This window comes from Streptomyces sp. NPDC001927, from assembly GCF_053594455.1.
The window spans coordinates 555394-574625 of the sequence record NZ_JBSFEN010000005.1; the positions used below are offsets into that span (position 1 = coordinate 555394).

The 19232-nt window shown below is 72.3% G+C and carries 21 protein-coding genes; 12 read left to right on the top strand and 9 right to left on the bottom strand.

The window, feature by feature from the left end:
- Positions 1 to 87 precede the first annotated feature (87 nt).
- Entirely contained in the window at positions 88 to 948 is an 861-nt protein-coding gene (gene folP, locus ACWCO8_RS16455) for a dihydropteroate synthase (protein ID WP_362011166.1), read from the bottom strand.
- A gap of 103 nt (positions 949 to 1051) precedes the next feature.
- Here folP and ACWCO8_RS16460 point away from each other — a divergent pair, with 103 nt between their 5' ends.
- Positions 1052 to 1405, top strand: a complete 354-nt coding sequence (locus ACWCO8_RS16460; RefSeq protein ID WP_451032761.1) for a DivIVA domain-containing protein — start codon at positions 1052 to 1054, stop codon at positions 1403 to 1405.
- On the top strand, positions 1402 to 1986 hold the full coding sequence (locus ACWCO8_RS16465; RefSeq protein ID WP_451032762.1) for a DNA-3-methyladenine glycosylase I: 585 nt from the start codon (positions 1402 to 1404) through the stop codon (positions 1984 to 1986). Before ACWCO8_RS16460 ends, ACWCO8_RS16465 begins: the two co-directional genes overlap by 4 nt.
- Before the next feature lie 31 nt (positions 1987 to 2017).
- Here the strand turns inward: ACWCO8_RS16465 and chcB are convergent, their stop codons facing one another.
- On the bottom strand, positions 2018 to 2821 hold the full coding sequence (gene chcB / locus ACWCO8_RS16470) for a 2-cyclohexenylcarbonyl CoA isomerase (RefSeq protein WP_362011174.1): 804 nt from the start codon (positions 2819 to 2821) through the stop codon (positions 2018 to 2020).
- A gap of 313 nt (positions 2822 to 3134) precedes the next feature.
- Between chcB and ACWCO8_RS16475 the strand changes: the two genes are divergently transcribed.
- On the top strand, positions 3135 to 3302 hold the full coding sequence (locus tag ACWCO8_RS16475) for a DUF3117 domain-containing protein (RefSeq protein WP_006346801.1): 168 nt from the start codon (positions 3135 to 3137) through the stop codon (positions 3300 to 3302).
- Positions 3303 to 3476: 174 nt separating this feature from the next.
- Here the strand turns inward: ACWCO8_RS16475 and ACWCO8_RS16480 are convergent, their stop codons facing one another.
- A complete protein-coding gene (locus ACWCO8_RS16480; protein ID WP_362011176.1) occupies positions 3477 to 4142 on the bottom strand; it encodes an O-methyltransferase in 666 nt (221 codons plus the stop codon).
- Between the two features lie 153 nt (positions 4143 to 4295).
- Here ACWCO8_RS16480 and sigE point away from each other — a divergent pair, with 153 nt between their 5' ends.
- The 5 genes from sigE (at position 4296) to ACWCO8_RS16505 (ending at position 9206) form a co-directional block, all read left to right on the top strand.
- Positions 4296 to 5054, top strand: a complete 759-nt coding sequence (gene sigE, locus ACWCO8_RS16485; protein WP_352191173.1) for an RNA polymerase sigma factor SigE — start codon at positions 4296 to 4298, stop codon at positions 5052 to 5054.
- Positions 5051 to 6061 (top strand): anti-sigma factor family protein, encoded by a 1011-nt coding sequence (locus ACWCO8_RS16490; protein WP_451032763.1) that lies wholly within the window; start codon positions 5051 to 5053, stop codon positions 6059 to 6061. The genes sigE and ACWCO8_RS16490 overlap by 4 nt, the downstream gene beginning before the upstream one ends.
- Positions 6062 to 6139: 78 nt before the next feature.
- A complete protein-coding gene (locus ACWCO8_RS16495; RefSeq protein WP_451032764.1) occupies positions 6140 to 7912 on the top strand; it encodes a S1C family serine protease in 1773 nt (590 codons plus the stop codon).
- Positions 7913 to 8002: 90 nt separating this feature from the next.
- Positions 8003 to 8455: a sec-independent translocase gene (locus tag ACWCO8_RS16500; protein WP_451032765.1), complete on the top strand. Its 453-nt coding sequence runs from the start codon at positions 8003 to 8005 to the stop codon at positions 8453 to 8455.
- Between the two features lie 124 nt (positions 8456 to 8579).
- Positions 8580 to 9206: a hypothetical protein gene (locus ACWCO8_RS16505; RefSeq protein ID WP_451032766.1), complete on the top strand. Its 627-nt coding sequence runs from the start codon at positions 8580 to 8582 to the stop codon at positions 9204 to 9206.
- Positions 9207 to 9276: 70 nt separating this feature from the next.
- On the opposite strand, the gene ACWCO8_RS16510 is transcribed toward ACWCO8_RS16505, so the two are convergent.
- The 3 genes from ACWCO8_RS16510 to ACWCO8_RS16520 are packed head-to-tail and all read right to left on the bottom strand — an operon-like array spanning position 9277 to position 12308.
- Positions 9277 to 10410 (bottom strand): Mrp/NBP35 family ATP-binding protein, encoded by a 1134-nt coding sequence (locus ACWCO8_RS16510; RefSeq protein WP_362011189.1) that lies wholly within the window; start codon positions 10408 to 10410, stop codon positions 9277 to 9279.
- Between the two features lie 43 nt (positions 10411 to 10453).
- Entirely contained in the window at positions 10454 to 11047 is a 594-nt protein-coding gene (locus tag ACWCO8_RS16515; protein WP_451032767.1) for a DUF1003 domain-containing protein, read from the bottom strand.
- Positions 11037 to 12308, bottom strand: a complete 1272-nt coding sequence (locus ACWCO8_RS16520; RefSeq protein ID WP_451032768.1) for a magnesium transporter MgtE N-terminal domain-containing protein — start codon at positions 12306 to 12308, stop codon at positions 11037 to 11039. The genes ACWCO8_RS16515 and ACWCO8_RS16520 overlap by 11 nt, the downstream gene beginning before the upstream one ends.
- A gap of 220 nt (positions 12309 to 12528) precedes the next feature.
- Here ACWCO8_RS16520 and ACWCO8_RS16525 point away from each other — a divergent pair, with 220 nt between their 5' ends.
- On the top strand, positions 12529 to 13332 hold the full coding sequence (locus tag ACWCO8_RS16525) for a hypothetical protein (protein ID WP_451032769.1): 804 nt from the start codon (positions 12529 to 12531) through the stop codon (positions 13330 to 13332).
- Between the two features lie 7 nt (positions 13333 to 13339).
- Here the strand turns inward: ACWCO8_RS16525 and ACWCO8_RS16530 are convergent, their stop codons facing one another.
- The 3 genes from ACWCO8_RS16530 to ACWCO8_RS16540 form a co-directional block, all read right to left on the bottom strand.
- Positions 13340 to 14581, bottom strand: a complete 1242-nt coding sequence (locus tag ACWCO8_RS16530) for a CapA family protein (RefSeq protein ID WP_451032770.1) — start codon at positions 14579 to 14581, stop codon at positions 13340 to 13342.
- Between the two features lie 116 nt (positions 14582 to 14697).
- A complete protein-coding gene (locus ACWCO8_RS16535; protein WP_451032771.1) occupies positions 14698 to 15207 on the bottom strand; it encodes a hypothetical protein in 510 nt (169 codons plus the stop codon).
- A gap of 33 nt (positions 15208 to 15240) precedes the next feature.
- Positions 15241 to 16380, bottom strand: a complete 1140-nt coding sequence (locus ACWCO8_RS16540) for a magnesium and cobalt transport protein CorA (RefSeq protein WP_362011200.1) — start codon at positions 16378 to 16380, stop codon at positions 15241 to 15243.
- A 414-nt stretch (positions 16381 to 16794) separates the two neighbouring features.
- On the opposite strand from ACWCO8_RS16540, the gene ACWCO8_RS16545 reads away from it, so the two are divergent.
- The 3 genes from ACWCO8_RS16545 (at position 16795) to ACWCO8_RS16555 (ending at position 19225) form a co-directional block, all read left to right on the top strand.
- Complete coding sequence (locus tag ACWCO8_RS16545) at positions 16795 to 17379, top strand: suppressor of fused domain protein (RefSeq protein ID WP_451032772.1); 585 nt, start codon at positions 16795 to 16797, stop codon at positions 17377 to 17379.
- 121 nt (positions 17380 to 17500) lie between these two features.
- Positions 17501 to 18139, top strand: a complete 639-nt coding sequence (locus tag ACWCO8_RS16550; RefSeq protein ID WP_362011206.1) for a DUF6758 family protein — start codon at positions 17501 to 17503, stop codon at positions 18137 to 18139.
- A 225-nt stretch (positions 18140 to 18364) separates the two neighbouring features.
- Entirely contained in the window at positions 18365 to 19225 is an 861-nt protein-coding gene (locus ACWCO8_RS16555) for a PHP domain-containing protein (protein WP_451032857.1), read from the top strand.
- The last annotated feature ends 7 nt before the right edge of the window (positions 19226 to 19232 follow it).

Here is a 19232-nt window from a genome sequence, read left to right on the forward strand (position 1 = left end):
GTCCGGGGCAGAGCCCCGGTTCGGGAAGGGGCGGGGTGGGGAAGAAGCCCGCCGCAGGCGCCCGCCCCTTCCCCGAACCGCTCCGGGCTACGCCAGCCCGCGCCGAGCCACGGCAGGCTCACGATGCCCGGCGATCGTCGCCACCATGTCCAAGACCTGCCGCGTCTCCGCCACCTCATGCACCCGATACACCCGCGCCCCCAACCACGCGGAAACCGCCGTCGTCGCCAGCGTCCCGAGCACCCGCTCCTTGACCGGCCGGTCGAGCGTCTCGCCGACGAAGTCCTTGTTGGACAGGGACACGAGCACGGGCCAGCCCGTCTCCGTCATCTCGCCGAGCCGCCGGGTCGCCTCCAGGCTGTGGCGGGTGTTCTTCCCGAAGTCGTGGCCCGGGTCGATCATGATCCCGTCCCGCCGCACGCCCAGCTCGACGGCCCGCTCGGCCAGGCCCACGGTGACCCGCAGGATGTCGGCCATGACGTCCTCGTACGCGATCCGGTGCGGCCGGGTCCTCGGCTCGGCGCCGCCCGCGTGGGTGCAGACGAGACCGGCGCCGAAGCGGGCGGCGACCTCGGCGAGCCGGGGGTCGACCCCGCCCCACGCGTCGTTGAGGACGTCCGCGCCGGCCTCGCAGACCGCCTCGCCGACGTCCGCGCGCCAGGTGTCGACGCTGATGACGACGTCCGGGTGCCGGCGCCGTACCTCCGCGACGAAACCGACCGTGCGGCGCGCCTCCTCCTCGGCCGTGACCTCCTCGCCGGGGCCCGCCTTGACCCCGCCGATGTCGATGATGGCGGCGCCCTCGGCGACGGCCTGCTCGACACGGGCGAGGGCGGGCTCGTCGCGGAAGGTGGCGCCCTGGTCGTAGAAGGAATCCGGGGTCCGGTTCACGATCGCCATGATCACCGGCTCGTGCGGCCCGAATTCACGCCGTCCCAAGCGCAGCATCCCTTTTGTCCTCCCTCGCGTCCGTTCGCCTGCGACCCTAACTGTCAGTGGCGCATGGCACGATCGGCACGGGACGATTTCCACTCCGGGGAGAGGCGCGCTGGTGTTCTGGTTTTTGCTGATCGCGATGGTCGTGGTCGTCGCCGCAGTCACCCTCGCGGTGATCGGCGGGGGCGACAGCGAGGTGCTGCCCGAGGTCGCGCCCGAGCAGCTGGTGGACCCGCTGCCGCGGACCCGCCCGGTGGACCGCGAGGACATCGAGGCGCTCCGGCTGCCGGTGACGGCGCGGGGCTACCGTATGGCGGACGTGGACGACGTCCTCGGGCGCCTGGGCGCCGAGCTCGCGGAGCGGGACGCCCGGATCGCGGAGCTGGAGGCGGCGCTCGCGGGCGGGCACGGCGGCCCGGGCCCGTCGGCCGGCCCGAACCTCCGCAAGGACGAGGGGCCGCAGCGGTGACCGGCGAGGCCGTCCCGGGCCCGGACGGGCGGCTCCGCTGCCCCTGGGGCCTGTCGACCGAGGACTACGTGACGTACCACGACGAGGAGTGGGGCCGTCCGGTCCACGGGGACGACGCGCTGTTCGAGCGGCTGTGCCTGGAGGCTTTCCAGTCCGGCCTGTCGTGGATCACGATCCTGCGCCGCCGCGAGGGCTTCCGCCGAGCCTTCGCCGACTTCGAGATCGCCTCGGTCGCCCGCTTCGGCGAGGCCGACCGGGAGCGGCTCCTCGTGGACGAGGGCATCATCCGCAACCGCGCGAAGATCGACGCGACCATGGCCAACGCCAAGGTGCTCGCGGAGTGGGCCCCCGGTGAGCTGGACGCCCTGATCTGGTCCCACGCCCCGGACCCGAAGACCCGCCCCGCCCCCCTGACGACCGCCGACGTCCCGGCCGTGACGGACGAGTCGACGGCCCTCTCCAAGGCCCTGAAGAAGCGCGGCCTCCGCTTCATCGGACCGACGACGGCCTACGCACTGATGCAGGCCTGCGGCCTGGTCGACGACCACCTCAAGACCTGCGTGGTCCGGGGCGCCCGCTAGGGACGCCCCGGACCCGCCGGGCAAAGGACGGTCAGCGGCCGACGTACTTCGGCTTCTCCTTGGCCAGGAACGCCTGGACCGCGATCGTGTGGTCCTCCGAGGCGCCCGCCGCCGTCTGGAGTTCGTCCTCCTTCTCCAGGGCCTCCGTGAGGGAGTGGTCGGCGCCGTACGCCAGGGACTCCTTCAGGGCCGCGTACGCCACCGTCGGGCCCTGGGCCAGGGTGCGGGCGAGCTTCAGGGCCTCCTCGGCCAGGTCGGCGGCCGGGACCAGCTTGTTCGCGATGCCCAGCTCGTACGCCTCCTGCGCGGTGATCGAGCGCGGGAAGAGCAGCAGGTCGGAGGCGCGGCTCGCGCCGATCAGGCGGGGCAGCGTCCAGGACATCCCGGAGTCGGCGGTGAGCGCCACGCCCGCGAAGGACGTGTTGAAGGAGGCGGTCTCGGCCACCACCCGGTAGTCCGCCGCGAGGGCGAAGCCGAAGCCGGCCCCGGCCGCGACACCGTTCACGCCCGCCACCACCGGCTTCTTCATGCCGGTCAGCGCCCTGACGATGGGGTTGTAGTGGTCCCGGACCGTGTTCATCGTCGCCTGCGAACCGGTCTCCTTGTCCTGGAGCAGCAGGCCCACGTGCTCCTTCAGGTCCTGGCCCACGCAGAACGCCCGCTCGCCCGCCGCCGTCAGCAGGACCGCCCGTACGGCCGTGTCCGCGCCCGCCGCCTCGACGGCGTCCCGCAGGGCCAGCTTCGCCTCGACGTTCATCGCGTTCATGGCCTCGGGCCGATTGAGCGTGATCGTGGCGAGTCCGTCGGTCACTTCGTACAGCACGGTGTCGGCCATCGCGGCTTCCCTTCGCGTCTTTGCGGTCCCTGACTGGCCCAGCATGGCGGAGATCACCCCCCTCGCACATGTGACCTGCGTCAAAGAGCTACGGGGTGGCGGCGGGGCGATGGCGGCGAAGTATCGCAGGCCGATCGCCGAAATGGACGGTTTTGCGGAAGCGCGTTGCGCAAGCGATGCACTCCGATGTTGGTCATCGGGTCCTGTGATGCGGGATAATGACCTGGAAGCAATGTGTTCGATGCCGGTGACGTGTGCTCCCGATCAGGGGCCGTCGGCTGACGAAGAGCTGGTTTCAGGAAGGGGAACGAGCATGGCGGCCATGAAGCCGCGGACGGGCGACGGCCCGCTCGAGGTGACAAAGGAGGGGCGGGGCATCGTCATGCGCGTTCCGCTCGAAGGCGGCGGTCGGCTTGTCGTCGAGCTGACCCCGGACGAGGCCGAAGCCCTCGGCGACGCCCTGAAGCAGGTAGTCGGCTGACGCGACAAGCACAGGATTGTCCACTCCTGCCCCGGCACGGTACCCACCGCGCCGGGGCAGGGGTGTTTCGGGGGGCGATGTGGGTCGGTGTGTGGGTCGGTACGGTGCGGACGTGCCGTCCTGGGCCCGTACGCACGGGCCTGAGGGCCTTGGGGGGCCTTGGGGAGGGCGTCGTCAGCCCCGGCGCACCGCGCACAGCAGGCCGTCGCCGACCGGCAGCAGCGAGGGCAGCAGCTCCTGGCTCTCCCGGACCGCCCGCAGCAGCTCCCGTATCCGCAGTACCTCGGGCGGCTGGGCCCCCGAGTCGACCGTACGGCCGTCCGCGAAGACGCCCTCGAAGCAGACCAGACCCCCCGGTCGCAGCAGGCGCAACGATTCAGCGAGGTAGTCCAGGCACTCGAGGCGGTCGCCGTCGCAGAACACGAGGTCGTACCCGCCGTCCGCGAGCCGGGGCAGGACGTCCAGGGCGCGGCCCGGGATGAACCGCGCCCGGTTCCCCGCGAAGCCCGCCGCCCGGAAGGCCGTCTTGGCGAACTGCTGGCGCTCCGGCTCCAGGTCCACGGTCGTCAGGACCCCGTCCGGCCGCATCCCCTGCAACAGATAGATCCCGGACACGCCCGTGCCCGTACCGATTTCGGCCACCGCTTTCGCGTCCGTGGACGCGGCCAGCAGACGCAGGGCGGCGCCGGTGCCCGGTGACACCGAGGGCAGCGCTGCCTCCCGGGCCCGGTCACGGGCCCAGCGCAGCGCTTCGTCCTCGGCGACAAAGGCGTCGGCGAACGCCCAGCTCGTCGGCCGGTTGGCGGTAATGGCCCTCTCCTGTCCCCGTAGTTGGCGCAACGGTGACTGTATCCGCTGGACCCGGGAACCCGCAGATGGGACCGCGCGTTCACAGGGGGAAGAACGCGCACGAGGGGTGGCCGGTCGAAGCGGACGGCCCGGTCCCCAAATTCGCGTAAAGATTCTTATCCGGAGCTAACGGGCGAGGTGGCTATGGTAGGGGCTCCACTGGACACCACCAGAGCCGACAGGGGAGGTGCGGCTGCGCCTGTGGACCGGGGAGGAGTGCTTCGGCGTCTTCTCAGGTCGGCGGGTGAGCCGAAATCCGTGACCGACACCGCTGACCGAATCCACACCGCCGACTCCGCTCCCACCACCGCGACCTTCGCATCGGATGCGGAATCGCAGGCGTGGACTCCGCCCACCTGGGAGGAGATCGTCAGCACGCACAGTGGCCGGGTCTACCGCCTCGCCTACCGGCTGACCGGCAACCAGCACGACGCCGAGGACCTCACGCAGGAGGTCTTCGTCCGCGTCTTCCGCTCGCTGTCGACGTACACGCCGGGCACCTTCGAGGGCTGGCTGCACCGCATCACCACCAACCTCTTCCTCGACATGGTCCGCCGCAAGCAGCGGATCCGTTTCGACGCGCTCGGCGACGACGCGGCCGAGCGGCTGCCCAGCCGCGAGCCCTCCCCGCAGCAGGCGTTCAACGACACGCACTTCGACGCGGACGTGCAGCAGGCCCTCGACACCCTCGCGCCCGAGTTCCGGGCCGCGGTCGTCCTCTGTGACATCGAGGGACTGTCGTACGAGGAGATCGCCGCCACGCTCGGCGTCAAGCTCGGCACGGTCCGCAGCCGCATCCACCGCGGCCGCTCGCACCTGCGCAAGGCCCTCAAGCACCGTTCCCCCGAAGCCCGGGCGGAGCGCGCGCTTGCCACCGTCGGCTGGGAGGGCGGAACGGCGTGAGCATCAGTCCTGCCGGCCCGACCCCCGCGGAGCAGCACCTCGGGGACCGACTCGCCGCGCTGGTCGACGGGGAGCTCGGCCACGACGCCCGCGAGCGGGTCCTCGCGCACCTCGCGACCTGTGCCAAATGCAAGGCGGAGGCCGACGCCCAGCGCCGGCTGAAGAGCGTCTTCGCGTCCACCGCGCCACCACCGCCCTCCGAAGGGCTCCTCGCACGCCTTCAGGGGTTGCCCGGGGGCCCTGGCGGACCGGGGGGTGACGACCGAGGGGGACCCTTCGACGAACTCCTCGCCCTCGGCGGGGGCGGCGGCGCCCTCGGCGGAGGCGGCGGCGTCGGAGGAGGCCTCGGCGGAGTGAGGTCGGACGGCTTCGCCACGGCCGCCCCGGTCTCCCCGCACCACTCCGGTTTCCGTATCCACGCGGTCGGCGGCCGGCCCGAGAACGACCGCTCGTCCTGGCGCACCCGGCGCTTCGGCATCGCGGCCGCCAGCGCGGTCTCCTTCGCCGCGATCGCGCTCGGTGGCGCCCTGCCGCTGGAGTCGACGGTCAACGTCGGCGCGCGCGGCGAGGGCACGGGTACGAACGTCACCCCGCTCCGGTCCGCCGGCCCGGGCAGCGGCACGGGCTCGGTCACCGGCACGGGCACCGGATCCGGTACGGGCACGGCGGCGAGCGCGGGCGCGACCTTCGGCCGCGGCGGGCGCACGGAGGAGCGGACGTCCATCGGCTCCACGGCGAGCCCGATCGGCGTCGGCTCGACCACCGGCACGGTGGCCGCCGGACCCCTGGTCCCGGGCGAGCCGGCCCACGCCGTCTCCCTGCGGCTCCAGGGCACGTCCGCCCAGTCGGTCTTCGAGTCGTCCCCGTTCATACGCCCCACGGGCCCGGCCCTGCGCCTGGCGTTCACGAGCGGGTACAACCCGCTGAGCGCCCCGGCGGCGACCCCGTCACCGAGCCTGCTCGCGGACGCCAACCCGACGACGACCCCGCTCACCTCCCACCGCTGAGCCCGGACCTGGTTGAATCCTCGGCACGGGCGCCCGCCGTGAGGCGGGCGCGGACAGGTCAGCTGTTGCGGGGAGAGCATGAACGACGGGAAGCCGACCGGCCAGAAGCCGAAGTGGTGGAGTCGGCCGACGAGTACGCCGCCGGCGGCCGAGATACCGGCGCCGCCGGCAGCGGAGGCGCCGGTCGCGGACGAGGGTGACTTCACCCTCGCCGCCCCCGCGACCCCGGACGCGCCACCGGCGCCGGTAGCGCAGCAGGTGCCGGCGGAGGCACCGATCGAGGCTCCGATCGAGGCGCCGGCGGAGGTGCCGGTAGCGGCGTCCGCGGAGCCCGAGGTCCTGCCCGAACCGCAGGACCAGGTGCCCCCGCAGCCGGAGCCCCAGCCGGAACCTCGGCCCGAGCCGCCCGCGCAGGCCCAGCCGCTGCACGAGCCCGACGAGTACCGGACCCCGCCCTACGGGGAGCCCGGGCCCTGGGCGCCCGCGCCGCCCGTACAGAGACCGCTGGCGACCCCGGCCCATGGCGTACCCGTACCGCAGCAGGCCGCCCCGCCCCAGGCCGTGCCGCCGCAGGCCGCCCCACCGCAGGCCGTCCCGCAGCAGCCCGTCCCCGTCCCGCAGCCGGTCGCGCCGCAGCCCACGCCGTGGGTGCAGTACGACCCCTGGGGCGCGCCCGGGGCCCCCGGCGCGCCCGCCGCGCCGCTGAGCGTCGGGACGGAGCCGCTCGGCAGGCCCCGCCGCTCCCGCCGGGGCCTCGCGCTCGTCGGGGCGCTGGTCTTCGCCCTGATCACCGGCGTCGTCGGCGGCGCCATCGGCGCGTACGTCGAGCGCAACGGCGGCATCACCACCGTCGAGCTGCCCCAGGCGGACGTCGAGGGCGGCGACCGTGCCCCCGACTCCGTCGCCGGGATCGCCGCCAGCGCCCTGCCCAGCGTGGTCACCCTGCACGTCAGCGGCGCCGGTTCCTCCGGTACCGGCACGGGCTTCGTCCTGGACACCCAGGGCCACATCCTCACCAACAACCACGTGGTCGACGCGGCCGCCTCCTCCGGCGAGATCAGCGTCACCTTCAGCAGCGGCGAGACCGCGAGCGCCAAGCTCGTCGGCAAGGACAGCGGCTACGACCTCGCCGTCGTCAAGGTCACCGGCGTCTCGGGCCTCAAGCCCCTCCCGCTCGGCAACTCGGACAACGTCCGCGTCGGCGACCCGGTCGTCGCCATCGGCGCCCCCTTCGACCTCCAGAACACGGTCACCTCCGGCATCATCAGCGCCAAGGAGCGCCCCATCACGGCCGGCGGCGAGAAGGGCGACGGCAGCGACGTCAGCTATGTCGACGCCCTCCAGACCGACGCCCCGATAAACCCCGGCAATTCGGGCGGCCCGCTGGTCGACTCCAAGGCCCGGGTCATCGGCATCAACAGCGCGATCCGCGCGGCCGGTGACGGTTCGAGCGGGGAGGGCGGCGGCCAGTCCGGCTCCATCGGCCTCGGCTTCGCCATCCCGATCAACCAGGGCAAGCGGGTCGCCGAGGAGCTGATCAACACCGGCAAGGCCACCCACCCCGTCATCGGTGTGAGCCTCGACATGCAGTACAACGGCGACGGCGCCCGGGTCGGCGACAAGGGCAAGGACGGCACCGCCTCGGTCACCCCGGACGGACCGGCGGCCAAGGCCGGCATCCGGCCCGGTGACGTGATCACCAAGGTCGACGGCCAGCGCGTGCACAGCGGCGAGGAGTTGATCGTGAAGATCCGCGCCCACCGCCCCGGCGATCAGCTGGAGCTGACCCTGAAGCGCGGCGGCAAGGAACAGACCAAGACGTTGACGCTCGGTTCCTCGCAGGGCGACTGAGCGCCATGTGAGGGACACCGGAAGGTACCCGCCCGGCTGTTTCGGCGGGTACCGTGGACCGGGCCCGGACCCGTGTAAGGAGCAGCCAAGGTGTTCAACGACATCGGCATACTCGAGCTCGTGACGCTCGTGGTCCTCGCCGTGCTCATCTTCGGCCCGGACAAGCTGCCGAAGGTCATCCAGGACGCCTCGCGTTTCATCCGCAAGGTGCGCGAGTTCTCCGAGAGTGCCAAGCAGGACATCCGTACCGAGCTGGGCCCGGAGTTCAAGGACTTCGAGTTCGAGGACCTCAACCCCAAGACCTTCCTGCGCAAGCAGCTGGACGGGAACGAGGACCTCAAGGAGCTGAAGGAGCTGCGCACCAGCTTCGACCTCAAGAAGGAGATGAACGAGGTCGCGGACGCGGTCAACGGCCGCGAGCCGGAGCCGGCCTCCGAGCCCGCTTCCGTCCCGGCCACGGTCAACGGCTCCCCGGACCTGCTGAAGAAGCAGGACAAGCCGGACGCCGGCGAGCGACCGCCGTACGACTCCGACGCGACCTGACCCCGCCGGAGCCGCGCCTGGCCACACCCGGCCACCTGGGCTGACGCACCGTGGCGTCGGCCGGTGGCTATCCTCCATCTGTTGTCCGCCGCCGCGGACACGACGGATCGAGGAGGCGGCCGAGATGGAGACGACGAGTCGGGTGGAGGGAGTGCCCGCAGCCCGGCGCACGGCCGAAGGCTATCTGCGCGCACCCTTCACCTGGTACGGACTTGACGACGCGTTCACCGGAGCGCGCTGGCTGATGCAGGTCGGGACGGCCGCGGACGGGACCGTCCAGCACGGGTCGATGGGCCACGGGGACGAGCCGTCGATAAAGTCCGACGCGAGCGCGGTCGAGAAGGAGCGCTTCGCCGTCGTCGTGACGGTCGCGGCGACCCCGGAGCGCAGGTCGGGTGACGGTACGGGCGTCCTGGACGCCACCACGGTCTCCTCCGCGGCCTGGCTGGCCGGCTCCGGGCTCCTGGCGTACACCTGGCCCGCCCAGCTGGACCACGTGCTGCGGGACGACTGGCTGGACCAGCAGACGGAGACCGCGTTCGAGCTCGCGGACGACCTGACGGGCCCGGAGTGGTCCACGCTGTCGCTCCCCGTGGACGGGGTGCCGATGCCGTTCCACTACCGCGAGTCCGAGTTCGGCTGGGTCCTGGCCGGCTCCGCGGGGGCGGTGCACATCGGGGCGTACGGGCGGGGCATGAGCGCGTACGGGCTGGGGTTCGCGGGGGTCGAGGACCTCGGCGCGTACGCCTAGCAACGACGAACGCGTACGCCTGGCAACGACGAAGGGGCACCCCGCTCGGGTGCCCCTTCGCCATGCCGTCCTAGAACTTGTTCCTCGGCGTGATGCCCAGGCTCATGCCCGAGAGGCCCCTCGCGCGGCCGCCGAGCTTGGAGGCGATGGCGCGGAGGGCGGAGCCCGCCGGGGAGTCCGGGTCGGTGATGACGACCGGCTTGCCCTCGTCGCCGCCCTCGCGCAGGCGCACGTCGATCGGGATGGAGCCGAGGACCGGGACGGTCGCGCCCGTGGTCTTCGTCAGCCCCTCCGCGACCCGCTGGCCGCCGCCCGTGCCGAACACGTCGACCATCTCGTCGCAGTGCGGGCACGGCAGACCGGCCATGTTCTCGACGACGCCGACGATCTTCTGGTGCGTCTGGACGGCGATGGAGCCGGCCCGCTCGGCGACCTCGGCCGCCGCCTGCTGCGGGGTCGTGACGACGAGGATCTCGGCGTTCGGCACGAGCTGCGCGACCGAGATCGCGATGTCGCCGGTGCCCGGGGGCAGGTCGAGCAGGAGGACGTCCAGGTCGCCCCAGTACACGTCCGCGAGGAACTGCTGCAGCGCGCGGTGGAGCATCGGGCCGCGCCACACCACCGGCGCGTTGCCCGGGGTGAACATGCCGATGGAGATGACCTTCACGCCGTTCGCCGACGGCGGCATGATCATGTTCTCGACCTGGGTCGGACGGCCGTCCGCGCCCAGCATGCGGGGCACCGAGTGACCGTAGATGTCGGCGTCGACGACACCGACCTTCAGACCGTCGGCGGCCATCGCCGCCGCCAGGTTGACGGTCACGGAGGACTTGCCGACGCCACCCTTGCCGGAGGCGACCGCGTACACCCGGGTCAGCGAGCCGGGCTTGGCGAACGGCACCTCGCGCTCCGCCGTCGTGCCCCGCAGGGCCGAGGCCAGCTCCTTGCGCTGCTCGTCGCTCATCACGTCGAGCGTGACGTCGACGCCGGTGACGCCCTCCACCCCCGCGACCGCGTCCGTGACGCGCTGGGTGATCGTCTCCCGCATCGGGCAGCCGGAGACGGTGAGGTAGACCGTGACGGCGACCCTGCCGTCGGATCCGATCTCCACCGACTTCACCATGCCGAGCTCGGTGATCGGTTTGTTGATCTCGGGGTCGTTCACCGTCGCCAGTGCTTCGCGCACCGCGTCTTCCGTAGCCATATGGAGATGGTACGGCGCCGACCACGGGCACCGGAAAGACCTGTCAGCGGTCGGTTACGTCACGTCCCTGTCCGCCGCCCCGAGGGAATAGATCGCGGCGCTCGTCCATCTCCTTGATCAGGTCCTGGAGCTCCGAGCGGATCCAGTCGCGGGTGGCCACCTCGCCGAGGCCCATCCGCAGCGCCGCGATCTCCCGCGTCAGGTACTCGGTGTCGGCGATGGACCGCTCGTTCTGCTTGCGGTCCTGTTCGAGATTGACCCGGTCGCGGTCGTCCTGCCGGTTCTGCGCGAGGAGGATCAGCGGGGCCGCGTACGAGGCCTGGAGGGACAGGGCGAGCGTCAGGAAGATGAAGGGGTACTCGTCGAACTTCAGCGACGACGGCGCGAAGATGTTCCACAGCACCCAGAGGACGATGGTGATCGTCATCCAGACGATGAACCGCCCGGTGCCGAGGAAGCGCGCGATCCGCTCCGAGAACCGGCCGAAGGCCTCCGGGTCGTACTCCGGCAGCAGCCGAGCCCGCCGCTCGCGCGGCAGGTCGAGCCGGATCCGGGACATGGACCGCTCCCGCTCCCGCTCCCGTTCGTGCTCCCTTTCCCGCTCCCGATCCCTCTCCCGCGCGCGCTCAGACGTCATGCGTCACCCCCTCCCCGTGGAACTCGGTCTCGCGCCAGTCCTCCGGCAGCAGATGGTCGAGCACGTCGTCCACGGTGACCGCGCCGAGCAGCGACCCGCTCTCGTCCACCACCGGCGCCGCGACCATGTTGTACGCGGCGAGGTAGCTGGTGACCGCGGGCAGCGGGGTGTCCGGGGCGAGCGGCGGCAGGTCGCTGTCGGCCAGCGAACTGACCAGCGTGAACGGCGGATCCCGCAGCAGCCGCTGGAAGTGCACCGTGCCCAGGTACTTGCCCGTCGGCGTCTCGTCCGGCGGCCGGCACACGTACACCTGCGCGGCGAGCGCGGGGGAGAGGTCCTGCTGGCGTACGCGGGCCAGCGCGTCCGCGACCGTGGCGTCCGGCCGCAGCACGATCGGCTCGGTCGTCATCAGACCGCCGGCGGTCCGCTCCTCGTACGCGAGGAGCCGTCGGACGTCGGCGGCGTCGTCGGGCCGCATCAGGGCGAGCAGCCGCTCCTTGTCCTCCTCCGGCAGCTCGGAGAGCAGGTCGGCCGCGTCGTCCGGGTCCATCGCCTCCAGGACGTCCGCCGCCCGCTCCTCCTTCAGCTTGCCGAGGATCTCGACCTGGTCGTCGTCCGGCAGCTCCTCCAGGACGTCGGCGAGCCGGTCGTCGTCGAGGGCGGCGGCGACCTCGGCGCGCCGCTTGGGGGAGAGGTGGTGCAGCACGTTGGCCAGGTCGGCGGGGCGCAGCCGCTCGAAGGTGGCGACCAGGCTCTCCGCTCCCTGGCCCTCCTCCTCCAGGGAGAAGCCGGTGACGGCCGACCACTCGACGGTCAGGGTCTCGCCCTTGCGGCGCAGCGCGCCGGGCTTGCCGCGCCGGACGAAGACCCGGTCGATCTCCCACTCGCGGCGGGCGGGGAGCTGCGTGATCGCGATGTCGAGGACGGTGACCTCCTCGTCGGTCCCGGCCAGCTGGACGCGGCGGTCGAGGAGTTCGCCGAGGACGAGCCGCTCGGTGGGGCGCGACTCGAAGCGCCGCATGTTGACCACGCCCGTCGTGATGACCTGGCCGGACTCGACGCCGGTGATCCGGGTCATCGGCACGAAGATCCGGCGGCGGCTGAGGACCTCCACGACCATGCCGAGCAGCCGGGGCGGGCGCCTGCCGACCCGGAGCATGGCGACGAGGTCGCTGACCCGGCCGACCTGGTCGCCGTTGGGGTCGAAGACGGGGACACCGGCGAGGTGCGAGACGAAGATCCGGGGGGCGCCTGCCACCATGCCACGCGCCTCCTCGGTGCCGCACGATTCGGGTCGATGCTGGTCAATGCTGAGGTATGCCGGATTCAGGCTAGCCCGTGCCCATCCGTGGCGCCCTGGCGAAAGCACCCGTACGGCTGCCTGCGGCGACGCCACCCGGCCCGGGTACGCTGCGTGCTGCCGTCCCCCCACCATCGACGCCACCATCGACGACGTCGACGACAGACGAGAGGCCGCGCCGGTGACCGCACTCCTCACTGCATCGCGCATCCGCAGGGTCGTCCTGCCGCTGGCGCTGTGCGCCGGTCTCGCGGCGGGACTCAGCGCCTGCGCGGACGACCCGGACGAGGGGACCAACGGGGTCGGGAAGCTGGCCCCGGACGCCATCGAGGAGAAGGCGCAGGCGGCGGCCGACAGCGCGAAGGCGGTCCGGCTCGCCGGGACGCTCGTCAGCAAGGGCGGCACGTTCAAGCTGAACATGCGGCTCAAGGACGACGGCGCGACCGGTTCGGTCACGACGAAGAACAGCACCTTCGAGCTGCTGCGGATCGGTGACGCGCTCTACATGAAGGCCGACGCGGCGTTCTGGACACACGGCGAGGGCGGCAGCCAGAGCTCCGCCAAGCCTTCCTCGACCTCCGGCTCGTCCGACTCCTCCGACGCCTCGGAGGCCGACAGCGAGGCCGCCGACAAGCTCGACGACAAGTACGTGAAGGTCCCGCAGGACGACCCCTCGTACAAGCAACTGCGCGGCTTCACCGACATGGACCTGCTCCTGGACGGGCTCATCGGTCTGCACGGCGACGTCGTGAAGGGCGACCGCGACAAGATCGGCGGCATCCGTACGGTCAAGGTCAAGGGCGGCGAGGACGGCGAGGGCGGCACGCTCGACGTCGCGCTCGAAGGCACCCCGTTCCCGCTCCAGTTCGCGCGCGGCGGCGGGGCGGGCGTGGTCGTGCTCTCCGAGTGGGACAAGGACTTCGCGCTGGAGGCCCCGGCGCCGGGGGAGACGCTCGACTACGGCAAGCAGCTCCCGCGCACCTGACCGCCGCTCAGCGCGTGGCGCGGGTCAGCCCCTGGGCCCCCGCGCCCCGGGACATCACGGCCTCGGTGACGCGGGCGTCGACCGCCGGGTAGCGCGTGTCGCACGAGGCGCACACCACCCGGAACGGCGGGCCCATGGCGGAGTACTGCGTGAGGTACTCGGCCTTCGTCACCGTCCACCTCCCCGGGTGCTCCGCGGAGGGCCCGAAGGTGAAGCGCGGGATCGAGGACATGTTGCCGCGCGCCATTTCGGCGGGGTAGAAGCTGGCGACCTGGTCGCCCATCCCGTAGACCACCCAGACGCCGTTGACCTTCTCGTACGGCTGCGGCACGTGGTTGTGCGTCCCGAGGACGAGGTCGATGTCGGTCAGGCCGTCCGTGGTGGAGGCCGTCAGCGCCCGCGCGAGCTCCTGCTGCGCCTCGTCGGGGGCCTCCTGCCACTCGGTGCCCCAGTGGATGCTCAGGAGGACGACCTGGGCGCCCGCGCGCCGGGCGGCCCGCGCGTCGTCGACGATCCGCTGCCGGTCGGTCAGGTTGACCGCCCAGGGCTTGTCTTCGGGGAGCGGTATGCCGTTCGTCCCGTACGTGTACGAGAGCTGGGCCACCTTCGCTCCGCCGGCCGTGTACCAGGCGGGGGCCTTGGCCTCCTCGGCGTCGCGCGCCGAGCCGACGTGCTTCAGGCCCACCCGGTCGAGCCCGTCGAGGGTCCGCTTCAGGCCCTCGAAGCCGGCGTCGAGGGTGTGGTTCGAGGCGGTCGAGCAGCCTTCGTAACCGGTCTCCTTCAGGGCGTCCGCGAGCTGGTGGGGCGCCTTGAAGGTGGGGTAGCCGGTGTAGGGGCCGCCGGGCTGCCCGTAGGGGATCTCGTGGTGGCACAACGCGAGGTCGGCGCCGGAGACTATGGGCTCGACGCCCGCGAGTATCTTCCGGAAGTCGTGCCCGCCGCCCTCCGCGTCGGCGGCGGCCCGCTGGATGATCGAGGGGTACGGGATGATGTCGCCGGTCGCGACCAGGGTGAACGGGCGGGCGTCCTGACCGGGGGCGGGCTTCGCCGGCGTGCCGGAGGCGTCGGGCTGGAGCGGGGCGACGGGCGCGGTGGGGGCAGGGGCGCCGGTGTCGCGCGAGGAGCTGCGCGGGTCGTCGCCGCTCGCCGACCAGACGGTGGCGGCGCCGACGACGGCCAGACAGACGGCCGCCGCCACGATCGCGGCGGACTTCCCTCGACTGCGCGGTTCCTCGTGGTCGCTCGTCATGTGGTGCCCCGACTCCTGGAGTTCGCCGCCACCTGAGGAGATGCGGCTGTTCCTCGTCAGGTTCCACGAGGATCAGGGATCGCGCACGACGAGATCGCGCCGGGCCGGCGCCGGGCTCAGCGCCCCCGACGCTTGAGCAGCAGGCGCGGGAGGGCCGCCGGGATCGGGCGGCGGGTGATCGCGTCGGAGGCCTGCGGGGCCGCCGCGAGGGAGCCGGTCGGCAGGTCGGTCGTGGAGTCGAGCGGGGTCAGCCGGAGCACCCGGCACTCGCGCGCCCACCGGTCCGGCATGGCCTCGCCGTCCGTCGCGTTGAGGCGCTTGCCCTTCAGCTCGGCGACCGCCGCGTCCCACTCCTCCGTACCGGGAGCGAGTTCGGCGACCGCCGCCGTCCAGGCGACGATCCGGCCGCCCTTGTCCTTGCTGCGGACCGTGACCTCGGCCGTCGCGCCCGCGACGAGCCCCGGGAGGGGCTGCTCGCCCGGGCCGTCGCCGACGACGTGCGCCGCGCCCTCGTGCCAGACGTGCCACAGCGCCCGGGCCGCCGGGGCGTCGCCCCGGACCCAGATGAGGCCGGACTTCTTCGTGGCCTCCTCGACGAGGGCGGGCCCGAGCAGCGTGTCTGTCATGCCCGCAGCCTATCGAGAGGAGGCCGACGCCCCCTACAGCCAGCCGTTGCGCTTCAGGGTGCGGTGGATGGCGAAACAGATCGCCGCGATGCCGACGAGCACCATCGGGTATCCGTACTTCCACTCCAGCTCCGGCATGTGCTCGAAGTTCATGCCGTACACACCGCAGACCGCCGTCGGGACGGCGATGATGGCCGCCCAGGAGGTGATCTTGCGCATGTCCTCGTTCTGCGTGACCGTCGCCTGCGCCAGGTTGGCCTGGAGGATCGAGTTGAGGAGCTCGTCGAAGCCGACGACCTGCTCCTGCACGCGCGCGAGGTGGTCGGCGACATCACGGAAGTACTTCTGGATGTCCGGGTCCACGAGCCGCATCGGGCGCTCGCTCAGCAGCTGCATCGGGCGCAGGAGCGGGCTGACCGCGCGCTTGAACTCCAGTACCTCGCGCTTGAGTTGGTAGATCCGCCCGGTGTCCGTGCCGCGCGTGGAGCCCTTCGCCGGCGGCGAGAAGACGTCGATCTCGATCTGGTCGATGTCGAGCTCGACGGCGTCGGCGACCGCGATGTAGCCGTCGACGACGTGGTCGGCGATGGCGTGCAGGACGGCCGAGGGTCCCTTGCTCAGGAGCTCGGGCTCGCCCTGGAGGCGGTGGCGCAGGTTGCGCAGGGAGCCCTGCCCGCCGTGCCGGACGGTGATGACGAAGTCGGGGCCGGTGAAGCACATCACCTCGCCGGTCTCGACGACCTCGCTGGTCGCGGTGAGCTCGGCGTGCTCGACGTAGTGGATCGTCTTGAAGACGGTGAAGAGGGTGTCGTCGTACCGCTCCAGCTTCGGCCGCTGGTGGGCGTGGACGGCGTCCTCGACGGCGAGCGGGTGGAGCCCGAACTCGGCCGCGATACCGGCGAATTCGGCCTCGGTCGGCTCGTGCAGGCCGATCCAGACGAAGCCGCCGCTCTCCCGTACCTGGCGCATCGCGCCGCGCGGCGTCAGGCACGCGCGGTCGTCCACGCGGCGGCCGTCCCGGTAGACGGCGCAGTCGACGACGGCGCTGGAGGCGGAGGGGTCACGGGTCGCGTCGTAGTTGGCGTACTGCGAGGCGCCGGCGACGGTGGGCTTGCGCAGGGAGGTGCGCAGCGAGGGACGGACCGCGGCACGCAGGTCACGGATCATCGACATGGGCATGCTCCTTCACGGAGAAGCCGTCGGCGGGGCGTGGCACAGCCCGGAATGAGGACGTGGAGCTACGTCGTCCACAAAGCGGGCGGCACCGCGGCGTCGCGGTGACGGCGTTCGCTACAGACAGGCAAAGGCGAAGTGCTCTTCCGTCGTGCGAGATGCCGGATGAAGGTGGGCGGACCGGGTGCGGAAAGCCTCAGATCACCGGGAGAAACGCACCGGGCTCAGGTGCGGGGCGGAAGAGCGGTTGGTACTGCCCGATCGACTTCGATTCACAGCAGCCCCACCTCCTCCGGCCGGTCCCCCATGGGGGATGACGAGTGGTCGGGAGTACCGACCACCGGCCAAGACTATCAGCCGACTGAGGGCCAATCCCTTTGCTTGCCCGTTTCATACGCGATCTATGCTCCCCGCATGGGAGAAGTTCTTGCTCTGGTCGAGGCCCGGTTGCGTTCGGCGCTCGGTGAACCGGACGCGCGCGCCGCGGTGACGTTTCTCGGCACGGATCGGATCGAGGTGCTCCGCTTCCTCGACGGCGACATCGTCCGGTACGCGACCCTCGGCATGGCCGCACACCCGATGGCCGATCCGACCGCCGCGCTCGCCGACCCGGTGAAGGGCCCGCGCGCGGAGCTGGTCCTCTCGGTACGGGCCGGGCTCGCCGACACCGACAAGGTGCTGCGCCCGCTCGCGGTCCTCGCCTCGACCCCGCAGGTCGAGGGCGTGGTCGTGGCCGCCGGCGCCTCGCTCGACGTCGGCGAACCCCTCTGGCCCGGGGCCCCGTTCAGCTCGGTCCTCGTGGCGGAGCCGGGCGGCCTGGTGGAGGACCTGGAGCTCGACGACCCGATGGACCCGGTCCGCTTCCTGCCGCTGCTGCCGATGACGTCCAACGAGGCGGCCTGGAAGCGGGTCCACGGGGCACAGGCGCTGGAGGAGCGCTGGCTGGCCAACGGCACGGACCTGCGCGATCCGCTCCGCCGTTCGGTCACCCTGGATTGACGCCGCTCCGGCGTGTCGCGCCCGTTGTTGATGGTTGTACCTGCCACTCGGGGTGAACTGGTCGGTCCGGACGGGTGATCGTCCTTGACGCGGGCGCGGAGGGGTAGGACCGTTGGGCTCTATGAGGGGCGAACCCAGTTGCCCGAGGTGCGGTGGCCGGGTCCGGGCGCCCGGTCTTTTTGCCGACTCCTGGCAGTGTGCGGTGCACGGCACGGTGCACCCGCTGCAGCCCGTGATCCCGCCCAGCGTCGAGGCCCTCGGTGTCGTCGTGCACCGGGCCCAGGTGCCGGTCTGGATGCCGTGGCCCCTACCCGTCGGCTGGCTCTTCACCGGGGTCGCGTACGCCGGTGACGACCGCAGCGGCGGACGCGCCACCGCCGTCGCCTGCTCGGGCCCGGGGCCGCTCGGCGGCATCGGCGAGCTGCTGCTCGTGGCCGAGGAGCTGGGCGTCGGTCTCGGCGCGCGGTACGCCGGGCTCGACGGCCCGGACCCCGGGACGGGGCTCTCCATCGACAAGCCCGCGCAGACCAAGGTCCTCGCCGCCGGGCGTCCGACACCCCTGTGGCACGTGAGCGGGACCCCGCAGGACCGGGCGGTCTTCGCGGGGGAGGCGCGCGGGCTCTGGCTCTGGGCGATCGTGTGGCCCGAGCAGTCGGGCCTGCTGATGTACGACGAACTGGTCCTGACCGACCTGCGCGACGCGGGCGCGGAGGTCGAACTCCTGCCGTGCGGGGCGCTCACGCCCCGTCTGCTGACGTAGCGGGTCCGGGGCCGATCGCGTCTGCCGACGTAGCGGCTCCCGGGGCGATTGCTCGGTCGATGGCGCGCCGAGCCTGGGATATGGGGGTCGAGGCGGTCTGAGGGCTTGGGTGTGCGGGGCGTGTGACGTCTGACGCCTTTGTTGTACGGGGCGGGTGGGCCTTATTCGCCCGTTATGCTGGAGCGTCCCCTTGTTCGCCCGCCCCGAGCCCTGGAGTACCACGTCGTGCGCATCGACCTGCACACCCACTCCACCGCTTCGGACGGTACGGACACCCCGGCCGAGCTGGTCCGCAACGCGGCCGCCGCCGGCTTGGACGTCGTCGCGCTCACGGACCACGACACCACGCGGGGCCACGCCGCCGCGCTCGCCGCGCTGCCCGAGGGGCTGACCCTCGTGACCGGCGCCGAGCTGTCCTGCCGCCTCGACGGCGTCGGTCTGCACATGCTCGCGTACCTTTTCGACGCCGACGAGCCCGAACTGGCCGCCGAGCGCGAGCTGGTCAGGGACGACCGCGTGCCGCGCGCGCGGGCGATGGTCGGCAAGCTCCAGGAACTCGGTGTCCCCGTCACCTGGGACCAGGTCGCCCGGATCGCCGGGGACGGCTCGGTCGGCCGCCCGCACGTGGCGGAGGCGCTCGTCGAGCTCGGAGTCGTACCGGACGTGTCCGGCGCGTTCACGCCCGAGTGGCTCGCGGACGGCGGACGGGCGTACGTCCGGAAGCACGAGCTCGACCCGTTCGAGGCGATCCGGCTCGTCAAGGCGGCCGGCGGGGTCACGGTCTTCGCGCACCCGCTCGCGGTCAAGCGGGGCGAGGTCGTCCCGGAGGCCGCGATCGCCCGCCTCGCGGCGGCGGGCCTCGACGGCATCGAGGTCGACCACATGGACCACGACGAGCCGACGCGGGCGCGCCTGCACGGGCTCGCGAAGGAACTCGGGCTGCTCGCCACGGGCTCCAGCGACTACCACGGCAGCCGCAAGACCTGCGTCCTCGGCGAGTACACGACGGACCCCGAGATCTACGGCGAGATCACGCGCCGCGCCACGGGCGCCTTCCCGGTCCCCGGCACGGGCGGACCGGCCTAGCCCGCGC